At 33.0% G+C, this 15422-nt stretch carries 14 protein-coding genes, 1 pseudogene and 1 CRISPR repeat array; of the genes and pseudogenes, 8 read left to right on the top strand and 7 right to left on the bottom strand.

What is annotated here, in order from left to right; translation table 11 throughout:
* Genes XJ44_RS03115 through XJ44_RS03085 form a run of 7 tightly spaced genes read right to left on the bottom strand, consistent with a single transcriptional unit; the run spans position 1 to position 8414 of the window.
* Positions 1-2457 (bottom strand): ATP-binding protein, encoded by a 2457-nt coding sequence (locus XJ44_RS03115; protein ID WP_077198026.1) that lies wholly within the window; start codon positions 2455-2457, stop codon positions 1-3.
* Entirely contained in the window at positions 2451-3008 is a 558-nt protein-coding gene (locus tag XJ44_RS03110) for a hypothetical protein (protein WP_075665605.1), read from the bottom strand. The genes XJ44_RS03115 and XJ44_RS03110 overlap by 7 nt, the downstream gene beginning before the upstream one ends.
* A 15-nt stretch (positions 3009-3023) precedes the next feature.
* Positions 3024-4256, bottom strand: coding sequence for a PhoH family protein (locus tag XJ44_RS03105; RefSeq protein ID WP_075665604.1), 1233 nt, complete (start codon positions 4254-4256; stop codon positions 3024-3026).
* Entirely contained in the window at positions 4253-4816 is a 564-nt protein-coding gene (locus tag XJ44_RS03100) for a 3'-5' exonuclease (protein ID WP_075665603.1), read from the bottom strand. Before XJ44_RS03100 ends, XJ44_RS03105 begins: the two co-directional genes overlap by 4 nt.
* Positions 4817-4823: 7 nt before the next feature.
* The gene (fliG, locus tag XJ44_RS03095) at positions 4824-5834 is read right to left on the bottom strand and encodes a flagellar motor switch protein FliG (RefSeq protein ID WP_075665602.1); all 1011 of its coding nucleotides are present in this window, start codon (positions 5832-5834) and stop codon (positions 4824-4826) included.
* Positions 5835-5838: 4 nt separating this feature from the next.
* Positions 5839-7443: a flagellar basal-body MS-ring/collar protein FliF gene (gene fliF, locus XJ44_RS03090; protein WP_075665601.1), complete on the bottom strand. Its 1605-nt coding sequence runs from the start codon at positions 7441-7443 to the stop codon at positions 5839-5841.
* Positions 7444-7454: 11 nt separating this feature from the next.
* Entirely contained in the window at positions 7455-8414 is a 960-nt protein-coding gene (locus XJ44_RS03085; RefSeq protein WP_077198025.1) for a lytic transglycosylase domain-containing protein, read from the bottom strand.
* 48 nt (positions 8415-8462) lie between these two features.
* On the opposite strand from XJ44_RS03085, the gene XJ44_RS03080 reads away from it, so the two are divergent.
* The 8 genes and pseudogenes from XJ44_RS03080 to XJ44_RS09185 all read left to right on the top strand — a co-directional run.
* On the top strand, positions 8463-9011 hold the full coding sequence (locus XJ44_RS03080) for a YceD family protein (protein WP_075665599.1): 549 nt from the start codon (positions 8463-8465) through the stop codon (positions 9009-9011).
* An 18-nt stretch (positions 9012-9029) separates the two neighbouring features.
* On the top strand, positions 9030-9212 hold the full coding sequence (gene rpmF / locus XJ44_RS03075; RefSeq protein WP_075665598.1) for a 50S ribosomal protein L32: 183 nt from the start codon (positions 9030-9032) through the stop codon (positions 9210-9212).
* 2 nt (positions 9213-9214) lie between these two features.
* The gene (plsX, locus tag XJ44_RS03070; RefSeq protein WP_077198024.1) at positions 9215-10216 is read left to right on the top strand and encodes a phosphate acyltransferase PlsX; all 1002 of its coding nucleotides are present in this window, start codon (positions 9215-9217) and stop codon (positions 10214-10216) included.
* A complete protein-coding gene (glmS, locus tag XJ44_RS03065) occupies positions 10185-11990 on the top strand; it encodes a glutamine--fructose-6-phosphate transaminase (isomerizing) (RefSeq protein ID WP_077198023.1) in 1806 nt (601 codons plus the stop codon). The genes plsX and glmS overlap by 32 nt, the downstream gene beginning before the upstream one ends.
* A 114-nt stretch (positions 11991-12104) precedes the next feature.
* The gene (locus XJ44_RS03060; RefSeq protein WP_077198022.1) at positions 12105-12842 is read left to right on the top strand and encodes a basic amino acid ABC transporter substrate-binding protein; all 738 of its coding nucleotides are present in this window, start codon (positions 12105-12107) and stop codon (positions 12840-12842) included.
* A gap of 12 nt (positions 12843-12854) precedes the next feature.
* Positions 12855-13505, top strand: coding sequence for an amino acid ABC transporter permease (locus tag XJ44_RS03055; protein WP_143608971.1), 651 nt, complete (start codon positions 12855-12857; stop codon positions 13503-13505).
* Entirely contained in the window at positions 13502-14227 is a 726-nt protein-coding gene (locus tag XJ44_RS03050; protein WP_077198020.1) for an amino acid ABC transporter ATP-binding protein, read from the top strand. The genes XJ44_RS03055 and XJ44_RS03050 overlap by 4 nt, the downstream gene beginning before the upstream one ends.
* A 172-nt stretch (positions 14228-14399) precedes the next feature.
* Positions 14400-15124: a CRISPR direct-repeat array (repeat unit 30 nt; unit sequence GTTTCCATTCCTCATAGGTATGTTCTAAAC).
* 130 nt (positions 15125-15254) lie between these two features.
* A pseudogene (locus XJ44_RS09185) lies at positions 15255-15422 on the top strand (IS21 family transposase); the annotation flags it as partial.

Genomic DNA, 15422 nt, shown 5'->3' with positions numbered 1-15422 from the left:
TTATCCCTCCAACTTGACAATATCCTTAAAAGTATTTGCCAGTCTAATGTCACTTGTTAATAGTATTATTTGTCTTCTCTTTGATTCGTGATTTAAGATGTCTATTACTCTTTTTAGTCTTTCGTTGTCGTATCTTATAAAAGCGTTGTCAATTATCAATGGAAGGTTGTGTTCTGCCATGGTTTTAAAGAGTGCAACTTTGTATGCGAATAACATTTGATCAAAAGTAGCAGCACTTAAAAACTCCTCTGGATTTAATTTTTCACCGTTTATATTTAACCTTACAGAAAGGTTATCCTCGACAATAATTGGCATGGTTTCATTTACTATGGAAAGTAATATCTTAGTAAATTCTTCCTTGAATTTCTTTCCATAGGTTTCCACATATTCTTCTAGTCTTTTTCTTAATATTTCTTTTGCCTTTGAGATATTTGATAAGTATACTTTTAGAGATTCGATTTTTCCTATAATTTTTTCTTTTTCCTGTATTTTTTCCAATAAAGTTTCAAAAGAGGGAATTTGTTTTAGCTCTTTTGAAAGTTCCCCTTCAATTTCCTTATTTTTCCTTTGTAATTCTTTTATTTCAAATTCCAAATTTCTGATTTCTTCGGGTAAGATTTCGTTGTCCAACATAGATTGGTATTTTTCAATATCAGATTCTACCTTTGTAATATTTTCCGTTATAGTTAGATATTTACCGTATAGATTATCAAAATTTTTGATTTCATCAAGTGAGAGCTTTAGTTCTTCCATTAATTTATTGAGGGTAAGCGTTGTTTCATCTTTCTTCTTTAGTTGATTTTCCATTTCGGATTTTACTTCATATAGTTGTTTTTCCAACGAGGATTTTGTAAGAATTAGCCTTTGTACTTCATTTACCAACCTTTCAAGGTAAGAAATACCAGAATCTATAATTTGGGCGGCACTTCCCAAATTAAAATCTTTTAATTCCTTTAAAATTTCAGACTCCAATTTTTTAAATTCTTCACTTGCACTTTGATAATCTTTTTTTCTTGCCTTCCATTCAATAAATTCGTAGTATCTTTGCCTTAATTCTTTTAGTGACTTTAGATTGTATTCTCTTAGCAGACTTAAATACCTAGGTCGTATTATTTTTTTCTTCATCAACTCATCTATTTCATTTCTTATTATTTCTGCTGTTCCTTCCTTTTTTCTCCAGAGAACTGTTTCAATAAATCCAGCAATACCCGTGATGATTGTTCCACTAAATAACCAAAGTGAAATGTTTTTCATAACAAAGCCAAAAATCAACGAGATCAAAGCCGCAAAGAAAAAGACAAAAGAAAAATCCTTGTGAATTTTTATAGAAGAAGAAATTTTATTTAAATTTTCTTTTAGATCGTCAATCTTCTTTTGTATTTTGTTTTGGTTTTCTTTGTGTTTTGCTTCTTCTTCTTCCAGTTCATCAATTAAATTTTCCTTTTCAGTAAAGAGTTTCCAAAGTGAGTTTTCCTCTAGTATATCTTCTAATTTATTTTTCTTTTCGTCATACATTTTCTTTAATAAAATTAAATTTTTAATTTTAAGGTTGACCGTTTCAAGTTCTTTTTCATCTTTTATATTCAAATTTTTCATTTTTTCCTCTAATAGGGTTTCAATATTTTTTAAATTATTTAAAAGTTCATTGTATTGTTTTGAAATTCCATCTATGTTTTTGTTGAGTACTTCTAGTGTATTCATAAATTCCCTAACTTGTACTATTTTTTCCCTATCAATTTTGGAAATTCTTGAAAATTCTTGTAAAGACATGTTTAATTCTTCTTTTTTTAAACTCAAGCTTCTTATTTTGTCATTTAATTCCTTTATGTATTTTCCCTTTTCTTCTTCCAATCTACTTTGTTTTATGATTAATTCATTTTCAATTTTTTCCTTTTCTTTTTTCAATTCTTTTTTGTACAGTATATCTTTATTGTATTTTTCAATTTCTTTCTTTATATCCAAAATTTGTGCGTCAAGTTCAGATATTTTTTTATTTAATTCTTCAATGCAATATTGGACTTTTTCGAAATAATTATTTGAAGCTGCAATAGCTTCAGTTAATCTTATTCCCCACTCATTTTTTTGCATTTTCTTTTTCATATAACCTATAACAAAAGAATCTTTTTCCCTTAACAGGTCTAATTTTTCGTTTTCCTTTATAAACCCCACTGTTTCAAAGAGTTCTCTATCAACAAGAGTGTTAAATTCTCCATTTAGAAAATCCACTTTGAATGTGCCTTCATCCGTTGTTATTTCACCACCAAATTCGTAATGGTTCCAGGGCTCGTATTTTTTGATTTCATCGCCTGGTTTTGATAAAGCGTTAAGAATAAAGTAGGCTATAGTTGTTTTTCCAGAAGCGTTAGGGCCAAATATAACGTTTAATCCAGGTTTGAACTTTAATTCTTTGCTTTTTATCTTTCCAAATCCATTTATTTTTAATGATTTAATCAACATACGCTACCACCTCGCAAAAGATCAAGAAGTACAGCTTTTGTGGTGTCGTTTTCTATATCCTCTAGTACTTTTCTCTCAAATAAATTTTTGTAATCTAATTCTTTGTTTTGAGAAATTACAATATAGTCGTCTTTTAAGGCATCTATCCTTTTTTTATCAACTAGTTCATTTACAACAAGTATGTTTTTTGAATATTTTTTTTCTGGTAATTTATTTAAGTTGTTTAGGTAATAAATCCCCAATGTTTCACAGTCGAGTCTTTCTAATTTTCCATCTTTTTCAATAACCGGTAAATTATTAATAGGAGAGGTGCTAAACTCAAGTTTTTCATCTAGTATTTCAAAGTCTTTAAAATAAACTGAAAGTATTTCCTCCACCTTGTCGTATGTTCCATATTCACCTAATGCATTATAAAAGATAAAGTGGGCATCTTGGTATTGTTTCGAGAGCAAATCTAAAACGGAAAGTTTTAGTTGATATATTATATTCCATAACATGCTTACCCGAAAAGGCACAGAATACAGTTCTAAATTTGCGACTTTAATTTCCATATATCTTAAACCCCCTTAAAGAAGATTAGCTGCTTCGGTGGCTAATAAGGACCTTTCACCTTTTTGCAAGATTATATGTGCTGAAATTTTACTGTTTAAAAATCTACTTGCGGCATATACAAGTCCATTGCTGTCTTTATCTAAGTATGGAGTATCTATCTGATATGGATCACCCAAAAGTACTATTTTTGTATTTTCACCTGCTCTAGTTAAAATTGTCTTAACTTCGTGTGGAGTTAAGTTTTGTGCCTCATCTATTATTATAAACTGATCAGGGATGGATCTTCCCCTAATATATGTTAATGCTTCTATTTCAATTATACCTTTTTTCATGAATTCTTTCATGTTTGTATTGGAAAGTCTAAAAAGATATTCTAGATTATCGTAAATAGGTGACATCCAGGGTTTCATTTTTTCTTCGTAGCTTCCCGGTAGATAACCAATATCTTTTCCGCCCATTGCCACAAGTGGCCTTGCCACTATTATTTTTTCGTATTTTTGTTCTGTAAATGTTTTTTGTAGCGCACAAGCAAGCGTAATGAAGGTTTTACCAGTTCCTGCCATTCCAATTAACGAGACTAATTTTATGTTGTCATTTAGTAGAGCGTCCATTGCGAAAAATTGTTCCCTGTTTCTTGGCTTTACATTCCACGCTGTTATTTTTCTGGACATTTGTAGTAGGTTTTCTCCATCGAATCTGTAATATTTATCCAAGTTGTCTATGTATGCGTTTGGATATAATAAACTTTTGTCCAAGGTTTCTATGTTATGAAATTCAAAATATCCGGGAGTCAAAGATTGAAGTTCTGATCTATCGGAAAGATAGTCTTGGGAAGGTATGCCCAAGGAATCTGCCTTAACCCTTAAGTTTATATCTTTTGATACTAAAAAAGTGGGTTGTTTTGTGGATTTTAAAATGTGTAGTGTATAAACCAAAATCCAGTTGTCTATGTATTTTTCGTATAGAAAGTCTATATCTTCGTGATCTTTTTTCTTTAAAAATACGACTTGTATTTTTCCACCATTTTTTAGTTTAACACCTTCTGATAACTTACCTTTCTGTCTTAAACTATCTAATTCCCTTATTGCATGCCTTGCAGATTTTCCAAGGCTTCCCGTTTGTCTTTTTAAATTATCAAGTTCTTCAAGTACGGGAAGTGGTATTATCACATTGTTGTCTTCAAAGGCATAAATAGATTCTGGATCGTGTATTAATACATTTGTATCTAATACAAAATTTTTAATCATTGTCCATCCCCCCATATTCTTACAAATTCTCGTAAGTTTTCAATACCAATTTTTTCCGATAGTTTTAAAAATACTTTAGCGGTTAAAATAGCATCTTGCAGCGCCCTATGTGGAACTTTACTTCCTAGTTTAAATTCTTTTACAAGACTTTCCAAACTTCTGCGTTTTCCGTATAAACTTTCGGATATTTCCAGGGTATCTATGTATTTTGCATTTATAGGAAATTGACCTACTTCTTTTGTTGCAATATCCAAAAATGAAAGATCCATAGTTGCATTGTGCATCACTAATATAGTGTCTTTTGTATATGCCCTTATATTATCCAAAACCCTTTCCAAACCTGGTGCATCTGCAATTTGTGCATTTGAAATGCCGTGGATTTTTTCGGATAATGCTGGAATAGGGATACTTGGGTTCACCAATGAATGATATATCCAGCTATTAACTATTTTTCCTTTGTATACAGGTACAATTGCAACTTCAATGATTCTATCGCCAAACCAAGGGTTAAGGCCTGTTGTTTCTGTATCAAGAACGCAATATACATTTTCTTCCACGATTTACCTCCTAAACTATTAACTCTTCTCCTCCACCCCTTGCAATTACTATTTCTCCTGCTTCTTCCAATCTTCTTACGATGTTTATAATTTTTTGTTGTGCTTCTTCCACGTCTTTTACCCTTACAGGTCCCATAAATTCCAGTTCGTCTTTTAAAAGCTGTGCAGCCCTCTTGGACATGTTATTGAATATCTTTTCTTTTAGTTCTTCTGATGCACCTTTTAGTGCAACGGCAAGATCTCTTGTATCAACTTCACGTAGCACAAGTTGTACTGATCTATCATCAAGTTTAAGCAAGTCTTCAAAGACAAATAGTCTTCTTCTGATTTCTTCTGCAAGTTCTGGAGATTCATACCCGAGTTTTTCCATAATGCTTTTTTCCGTTGCCCTATCTATATTATTGATAATTTCCGCTGCTGTATCTACACCACCCACTTGACTTAACGTTTGCATACCGATTCCACTGAATTTCTTTTCAAGGTTCTTTTCTATTTCCCTTACCACATCAGGTGATGCACGTTCGAGTAACGCTATTCTCTTTATCACTTCTGCTTGAATATTTTCTGGAAGCGAGGACAACACTTTAGCTGCAAGTGGTGGTTCTAAAAAGCTCAACACCAAAGCAATTGTTTGTGGATGTTCTGATTGTAAAAAATTAACAACTTGCATGGGATCGGCAAGTTTCATAAATTCAAATGGTTTTACTTGAAGATTTGAGACAAGCCTTTCAATAACCTTCATTGCTCTTTCTGGACCGAAGGCTTTAATAAGCATTTCTTTTGCATAATCTATACCGCCAGAAAGCAACATTTCCCTTGCTTTTGAAAGTTCTTTAAATTCCGATAGAACTTGTTCTTTTTCGTCGTCTGTTACTTTACCAAGATTTGCAATTTCTATTGTAAGTGTTTCGACATCTTGTTCTTCAAGTTGTTTTAACACATTTGCTGCATTTTCTGGACCCATTAAAACCAAAAGTATTGCAGCTTTTCTCTTTCCAGGTATGTTAATTTTATCTGGCATTAGCTCACCCTCTTTCAGACATCCAAATCTTGATTATGGCTGCAGTTTCCTCAGGTGATTTTACTGCAAGCTGTTTTGCGTAATCTTTTAGTTCTTCTATAACCTTTTGTGCTTCGCTGAGTATTTCTTCTGCTTCTTGTCCTCCTTCTTCTTCTACTAATTTCTGTGCTTCTTCTTCTAGCATTTTGTACCTTTGAAGTACAAGTTTTCTTGCTTTTGATTTTCTAATTTGTAGTAATATTCCATATGAACTAAAGAACATCAATACCGTTGCAATCAAAAGGAGTGTTATTTTAAAAACAATATCCTTTTTTAATTGTTCTGTTTGGATTAGTTGTTGGTATTGTTCTTCAAGTTCTCTGCTAAATGGGATAAAGGCAAGAGAATAAGAAATATTCGATGGGCTTGCGTTAGCTGCTATACTTTTTTGGATTATATTTGATACTAATTTGTTGATTTCGTCTTTTGAGACTGTATTAAAGACTGTTGAAGAAGAATCTATTATAACAGAAACAGATATGTTTTCTATTTCTCCTTCCATATTTTGTACGACGTTTTCCACTATTTGGTTTAATTCGTAATTTGTAATTTCATGTGATTTTTCATACAGTGAACTATTTGATCCCTCTACACTTTGATAGTAAGTTGTTGGAATATTTGATTCTGTTCCTACAGGTCCACCGTCTGCGGGTTTAACGGTGGATTTCTCAGTTTCTGTTTCTTTGCTCCTTAAAAGTCCTCCTTTTGGAGAAGAATAAGTTGTGATGGTTTTTTCGATCTTTTGCCAATTAAGGTTTATATCGGTTATTACTTCTACTTTTCCAAAGCCAAATACAGTTTCAAGGGCAGGTTGTATTTTGTTTCGATAATAGTTTTCAAGTTGCATTTTTAATTCCGTTTTTGTGTTGGCAGCATATGTGTTTTCGTCAAAGTTTACGAGATCACTTAATGCCCTTCCAAAATTATCCACCACTTTTACATTTTCCGGTTTTAGCCCTTCTACTGCTCCTGTTAAAAGGTATATGATTCCCTTAACTTGTTCTTTTGAAATGGTTGCTCCAGGTTCTAGTACCAATTGAACGGATGCGCGTGTTTCAGCCATTTCACCACGCACATAGTAGGTATATTTAGGAAGAGTTAAGTGCACTCTTGCATACTTTACACCGTTGATAGTTGCAATGGTTCTTTCTAGCTCTCCTTGTAAAGCCCTCTGATAATTAACTTGTTTGTCAAAACTTGTTGCACCAAAACTACTTTGATCAAGTAGTTCAAATCCCTTTGAGGATGCACCTAAAATTCCACTGGAGGCAAGTTTCATCCTTACTTCGTATACATTGTAAGAAGAAGGTATAAATATCCTATTACCTGCTTCGACTTTGTATGGTATTCCCTGCGATTCCAGTTGTTGGATAATTGCGCCTGCATCTGTTTCGTTGTTTGCGGTGATTAACAATACATATTTTGGAGCATTTAAAACTACGGCAACTACTAATGCAAAAACTATTGCTAAAATTAATGAAGTAAATGCTATTTTTTGGTTTTTGTTGAGCTTTTTCCAAAAATTTGGGATGTTTGACAAACTATCTAAGAATTTTCTAAACCATTCCAAGGAATATCACCTCAGTATAGAAATCTAAGATAAAAGTTTTCAAAGTCTGGATCAAAACCAAGGCCAATACGCCAATACTTATTCCCGTATCCCACTTCAAATTGGAAATTTTTTAAACTAAATCCCTTTGAAAAATCATAAGATAACTCATAATTTGTGCCGACAGGTTCAAAGTGCGAGTAACCTAAAATGGGACCAATTGATATATTAATATTATACCTTAAATTATATCCGAAAACAATTGACGAAAAATGATCTAATCTAAAATAAGACTTTCCACCAATTTCTATAGGATAGTTATTCTCTTGGATGATTAACTTTGAAGATATATCAAAGTAAATAATTCCTAGATAATCAAAAATACTACCAATTTCAAAAAACGAAGTATTTGTACTTTCGTTTAAGAAACCACTTTGTAAGTATAACACATATCTATCGTACAAATTTGTATTTCTGCTAATTTTCCTTGAAGCAGAGATTACTTTTCTTGCGTAGTTTTTTCCCGCATCTAGATATTTTCCTTTTTTGTAGTTTGTTTCTCCAATATTGTATATCGCCAAAACAGTATATATATCTTGATATTTTTGGTAATAGAACCTTATCATTCTATCAGCACCAAGAAGCGCTTGCTTTGGGTTCCATGCGTTGTTTACCCCATAATCTAATGCCGCATTTGCCTTGAATTGAGCAACCCCCATTGCACCGATATTTGAAAGGGCATGTATGTTAAAACCAGATTCTATATATGCTAGTCCTTTGACTATTTCTGGAAATCGCATGGTGTCGGTAAATGTATTGTATGAAACAATTTTGTAAACATAAGGGGTGTATATGGATATTTTTCCCGCGTTGTTATAAAATTGTACTTGCAAACCAAGGTTAGATTTGGTAATATAATTCAAAGGATCTAGCATAAAGGCATATAGATTTGATGCAATTATTAATAGAAAAACGTAAAATGCTTTTTTCATAGAATCCCTCCTAATTAAATATGATACCATAAATTAGAGGTGATTTAAATGATTTGGAAAATAAAAGTAAAAGATATTATAGCAAAAAGACATATGAAAATAGAAGATGATTATTATACAGAGACTATTAACTTGCACACTGGAACTTACAAAGTAATAGATAACGTATTTCACGTGAAAATCTCTATAGTTTATACAGACAACACAATAATAGTAGGTGGAGTAGTGAAGGGAAAGATCGAAAGACCTTGTGATAGGTGCCTTGAAACATCTATTTTAGAACTTGAAGGAACAATAGAGGGAATATACGATTTAGAAAGTGAACCAAATTTTAAAGATTCTGAAATAGAAAATCTAAAAAATGTGATATACTACAAAGGAGAAGTAATAGACCTTGAAGAGCGAATAATAGAAGCACTTGTTGTAAGTGCTCCTGATGTTTTTGTGTGTGATGAAAATTGTAAAGGTTTGTGCCAGTATTGTGGTGAAAATTTAAATTTACATCCGGATCACAAGTGTGAAAAAATGGAAGAGTTTTCGATAGACCCTAGATTTGAAAAACTTTTGAAGTTAAAGGAAAAATTAAGCAATAATTAATCAAGGGAGGGATTTTTCATGGCAGTACCAAAGCAAAAGAGGTCAAGAAGTAGAACCCATCACAAGAGGGCAAAAATCTACAAAGCATTTTCCGTACCCGTATCTGTTTGTCCAAATTGTGGTGCACCGAAACTTCCACACAGGGTTTGTTTGAACTGCGGACACTATGGTAAGAAACAAATTTTTGAAGTTGCAGAATAACTATGAAAAAAATAGCTATTGATTTAATGGGTGGTGATTTTGCGCCAGCGAAGATCGTGGCTGGCGCTTTGGCTTTTGCAAAAGATAATCCAGATGTTGAACTTTACTTGGTGGGTATAGAGAAAAATTTTAAGGAAATTTCCCTTCCAAGTAATTGTAGAAAGGTTGTTGTGGAAGATTATCTGCCCATGGATGTAAAACCCACAGAAGCTATAAGACGCAAAAATAGTACTATGTATCAAAGTTGTAAATTGGTGAGAGATAACGTAGTGGACGCAGTTGTAAGTGCGGGGAACACAGGTGCACTACTAGCTTGTGCTACATTTGTTGTAGGAAGGATAAAAGGAATAGAAAGGCCTACACTTGCCGTGCCAATTCCTACAAAGGATGGTTTTTGCATACTTGCAGATGCGGGTGCTAATATTGATGTTAAACCATTTACACTTTTGCAATTTGCTATAATGGGCGTTGAATATGCAAAATTTATGGGGATAAAAAATCCTAAGGTTGGTTTATTAAATGTAGGAACTGAGGAAAATAAAGGCACAAAAAAAGAGCAAGAAGCTTTTAGACTCTTGAGAGAAAAATTTGGAGAAAGTTTTAAAGGAAACATTGAGGGAAATGATATAAACATGGGAAAGGTAGATGTTGTGGTTGCAGATGGTTTTCATGGAAATATTGCCATGAAAACAATGGAAGGTTCTGCAAAACTAATAATTGAAATTTTAAAGTCAAACATAAAAAAGAATGTAATTTCCGCACTTGGCGCACTTCTTATGAAACCCGTTTTTAACAAGTTAAAAGAAAAATTGGATCCGAGAAAATATGGTGGAACATTTTTTGTAGGAGTGAATGGAATTGTGGTTAAAGCCCACGGAAATTCGGATGAAGTTGCAATATATCACGCACTAAAGGTTGCAAAACAAGGTATAGAAATTTCGTTGACCTCAAAAATTGAGGAGGCAATAAAAGATGTGTGGAATAGTAGGGATAGTGGGAACTGAATTTAATTTAAAAGAGCTTGTCGAAGATTTGCAAAAACTTGAATACAGAGGATATGACTCAGCAGGAGTTGCATTTTACGATAACGGAAAGATATCAATACAGAAATCCATAGGTAAAATTAAAAATTTAAAATCAAAGATACCTCAAAAGAAGACGTCAATTGGAATAGCACACACAAGATGGGCAACGCATGGGATTCCAAATGATATAAATGCACACCCGCATACGGATTGTACGGGTAAAATCGCCATAGTACATAATGGAATAATTGAAAATTACTATGAATTAAGAGAAATGTTAAAGTCAAAGGGTCATGTTTTTAAATCGGATACAGATACAGAGGTTATAGCACACTTAATTGAAGAACACTTTAAAGGAGATTTATATATAGCGGTTTTAGATGCTATAAAGCTTTTAAAGGGTGCATACGCGATTGTGGTTATGCATTCTGATTTTAGTAATATGCTTGTAGCTGCACGCAAAGGAAGTCCGCTTGTTTTGGGAAGAGGAAAAGAAAAAGTTGTGCTTGCATCGGATGTTACACCTATTTTGCGTTATACAAAAGATGTGGTCTTTTTGGAAGATGGAGATGTGGTGCTTTTAAAGGATGGAGAATATAAAATAACTGATTTAGGTGGGAACGTAGTTTTAAGAAAAGTATACCATATAGATTGGGATGAAACATCTGCTGAAAAAAGCGGGTACAAACATTTTATGTTAAAAGAAATAATGGAGGAACCAGAAGCAATAGAAAGTGCACTTGTGGGTAGGGTAACACTTGAAGGACCTGTTTTAAATGAATTAAAGGAATTCAACGTTGAAAGGGTTGAAAAAATAAAACTTGTGGCGTGTGGTACTAGTTATCATGCAGGTCTTGTATTTAAATATTTTGTTGAAAAACATTCAAATATAGATGTAGAAGTGGATGTTGCGTCTGAATTTAGGTATAGGAATATACATGTAGATGATAATACATTTGTTATTGCTATATCCCAATCTGGAGAGACTGCAGACACGCTTGAATCGGTAAGGCTTGTTAAGAGAAAAGGTGCAAAAGTTATTTCAATTTCAAATGTAGTTGGCTCTACTATTACAAGGGAAAGTGATGTTACTGTATTTATGAATGCAGGTCCTGAAATCGGTGTGGCTGCTACGAAAACTTACGTTAATCAACTTATAGTGCTCTATATTTTAGGTATGCACCTGTTAAGAATGAAAGGAATTTGGAATGAAGAACTTCAAAGAGATTTTGAGTTTTTAAAGCAGGCACCTGAGATTTTTAGAAAAATTCTAAACAATATAGATCTTGAAGAAATTTCATCGTATTACAAAAATTATCATCACTTTATGTATATTGGACGCGGGATAAATTATCCAACAGCACTTGAAGGAGCGCTAAAGTTAAAAGAAATAAGTTATATAAATGCAACGGCGTATCCTGCCGGGGAGTTAAAACACGGACCAATAGCGTTGCTTGATCCAACTTTCCCGGTGTTTGCAATAGCACCAAAAGATAATTTGTTTGAAAAAACAAAGAGTAATATAGAAGAATCAAAGGCAAGAAATTCTAGAATAATTGCGATTACAAACGAGAGCAACAAAGAACTGGAAAAGATAGTAGATGATATTATATACGTTCCTGATAGTCCTGATGATATGTATCCACTCACGATTTCTCCAGTGATTCAATTGTTTGCATATTTAATTGCGGATATGAGGGGATATGATCCGGACAAACCTAGGAATTTAGCAAAAAGTGTTACAGTTGAGTAAGATAATAAATACGGAGTGAGTTATCACTCCGTATTTTTTTTATCATATCATGTTATTTTTAGGTTAAATGTGTTAAAATTAAATTACCAAGTATTACAAAAAGGAGGGGATAGTATGAGAAAGTTGGTCGCTGTTTTATTTATTGTTTTTATAGTTTCAGTGTTTTTTACAGCAAGTTTATCGAAGATAAAAGAAAGGGGAATTTTAATTGTTGGTACGGAACCTACCTTTCCACCATTTGAATTTGTGGATCAAAATAACAATATTGTAGGTTTTGATATTGACATTGCAAAAAAGGTAGCAAGTGAGCTTGGAGTTGAACTTAAAATATTAAATCTTCCTTTTGATTCACTTATTCCTGCGATTATGTCTGATAAGATTGATTTAATAATTGCGGGTATGACGATAACAAATAAAAGGGCGAAAGTGATTGACTTTTCTATTCCGTATTTTAACGCTAACCAATCGATAGTTGTAAGAAAAGGTGAGAATTTCTCTCCAAAATCACTTGAGGATTTGAAAGGGAAAAAGGTTGCTGTTCAATTGGGAACAACAGGTGATTTGGTGGTTTCCAAGATTAAAGGAATAAAAGTTACAAGATTTCAAAAATTTACAGATGCGTTTCTTGAACTTCAAAACAAACGTGTTGATGCAGTAGTTTTAGATGAGGCAGTGGCTAATGCGTATGTAAAGAAATTCCAAAAATTCTTGATTTCTTCTGTGATAGATACAGGGGAAAAATACGGTATTGGAGTAAAAAAAGGAAACAAAGAATTGTTAGATTTTGTCAACAGTGTTATTTCAAATATGTTTAAAAGTCCATATGATATTTTAGTTGAAAAGTGGTTCTAAAGGGGGAAAATAATGGAAGCAATAGAGGTTGTTTTAGAAAATTTACCATTTTTGCTTTTGGGAGCTTGGGATACCTTAAAACTCACTTTTTTTTCAGTTTTAATTGGATTGATTCTTGGAACATTTATTGGTATGGGTAGATTATCCAAATTGAAGGTAATTAATATACCATCAACTGTTTATGTTGAATTTTTAAGAGGGACACCTCTTTTAGTTCAAATATCTATAGTTTATTTTGGACTACCGCAACTTGGAATACAACTTGAAGCATATCCAGCAGCAATTGTAGCTTTAGGTTTAAACAGTGGTGCATACATTGCAGAGATAGTTAGAGCTGGTATACAATCTATACCAAAGGGGCAGTATGAAGCTGCAAGATCCCTTGGAATGTCCCATTTTCAAACTATGAGGTATATTATACTTCCTCAAGCTTTTAAAAACATTTTACCAGCCCTTGGAAATGAATTTATCACACTAACAAAAGATAGTTCGCTTGCATCTATAATTGGAGTTACCGAACTTATGAGGCGTGGTCAATTTGTGATAACACGAACCTTTCAAACATTTTCCATATACTTTGGTATAGCGATAATCTATTTTGTGATGACGTTTACAATATCTAGAATTGTAAGGGTTGTAGAAAAAAGGATGGAGATAGCATGATTTTGGAAGTTAGAGATTTGCATAAAAGTTTTGGAGAGTTAAAGGTATTAAAGGGTGTGAATCTAAGGGTTGAAAAAGGAGAGACTATAGTAATAATTGGTCCAAGTGGCGGTGGAAAGAGTACTTTTTTGAGGTGTATAAATCATTTGGAAGATTATCAAAAGGGTGAGATAATTTTTCTTGGAAAAAAAATAGAAAAAGATAAGAGTATCAACGAAATAAGAACAAAAATTGGTATGGTTTTTCAGCACTTTAATTTATTTCCACATATGACTGTTTTGGAAAACTTGATCCTTGCACCTACAAAGGTTTTAAAGATGCCAAAAGAAAAGGCAGTAGAAAAGGCAAAGAGTTTGCTAGATAGGGTGGGTTTGAGTGAAAAGATAGAATATTATCCAGATAATTTGTCAGGTGGTCAAAAACAAAGGGTTGCCATTGCAAGGGCATTAATGATGGATCCCGTGCTTATGTTATTTGACGAGCCTACATCTGCTCTTGATCCAGAACTTGTAGGTGAAGTTTTAGAGGTAATGAAGGATCTTGCAAAATCTGGTATGACAATGATAGTGGTAACACACGAAATAGGATTTGCAAGAGAAGTAGCAGATAGGATAATCTTCATGGACAAAGGAGTTATAGCAGAGGAAGGAAAACCAGAAGAAATTTTTAAAGAACCAAAAAATCAGAGGACAAAAGAATTTTTAAGACATATATTAAAATAATTCGCAATTTTAGATTTACTTTTAAACAGCATGGCTTTGATATTCTACCAAAGTCATGCTGTTTTGTTTCTGTGCATTTTTTTAGAAAAAAATCGAAACATCATGGAATTTTGATGTTTTTTTTGTATATTCTTTTCAAATTATGTGAAATGATATCTATCATTTCCCTTTGAATTCCATTCCTCATAGGTATGTTCTAAACTTAAATATTTACCCAAGGTATATCATATTGAGGAATTGTTTCCATTCCTCATAGGTATGTTCTAAACAATTAGAGGAGTACTATTTTTCTGGCATGCAATTTGGTTTCCATTCCTCATAGGTATGTTCTAAACTAAACCCAGCACCACAAGATGGAGTAGTATTCATAGTTTGTTTCCATTCCTCATAGGTATGTTCTAAACGAAATAACGAGCATCTTATTTTGCGGGGGTGTGTAAACCGTTTCCATTCCTCATAGGTATGTTCTAAACTAAGTTCGGCTAATTATCTTCTACGCAGGCGGCACTATACTCGTTTCCATTCCTCATAGGTATGTTCTAAACTTAGACATATCGGCAGCACCACCAACGCCGTGGAATTTAGTTTCCATTCCTCATAGGTATGTTCTAAACGAGTATGAAATTGATGGTATAACAATTGAAGAATTTTTAGTTTCCATTCCTCATAGGTATGTTCTAAACGTAAGAATTGAAGGTGTAATATGCCCCTTCGCAAGAAAAGAGTTTCCATTCCTCATAGGTATGTTCTAAACAAAAACACCTTTTAAACTAAGAATAAATGATGAAATTGATTCAGTTTCCATTCCTCATAGGTATGTTCTAAACTGGGTATATCATCTATTTGTTTTTCAGGACATGAATGGTGGTTTCCATTCCTCATAGGTATGTTCTAAACCTAAAAGGAGATGAGGTTGTTTCTATAGAATGTGTAAATGGTAAAATACAAATGGCCAAAAAGAGGAAAATAAAAATGAACAAAATTGTACATAAATGGTATCCTTCCAATGGAAGGAGGGATACCAAAAATGGAAAAAGTCAAACAACATTTGGAAATGTTAAGGGGGATGGATTTGAGACCGAATTTTTCTGAATTAGCCAGGATATACGGGATAGACAGAAGGACAGTAAAGAAATATTGGGAAGGATATCAGGGGAAGCCTAAAAAAAGGAACAAATCTAGCAAGTTAGATAAA

This window comes from Thermosipho affectus, from assembly GCF_001990485.1.
Lineage (GTDB): Bacteria > Thermotogota > Thermotogae > Thermotogales > Fervidobacteriaceae > Thermosipho > Thermosipho affectus.
The sequence above is the reverse complement of the archived record's forward strand: the minus strand, read 5'-3'. Positions and strand labels throughout refer to the sequence as shown.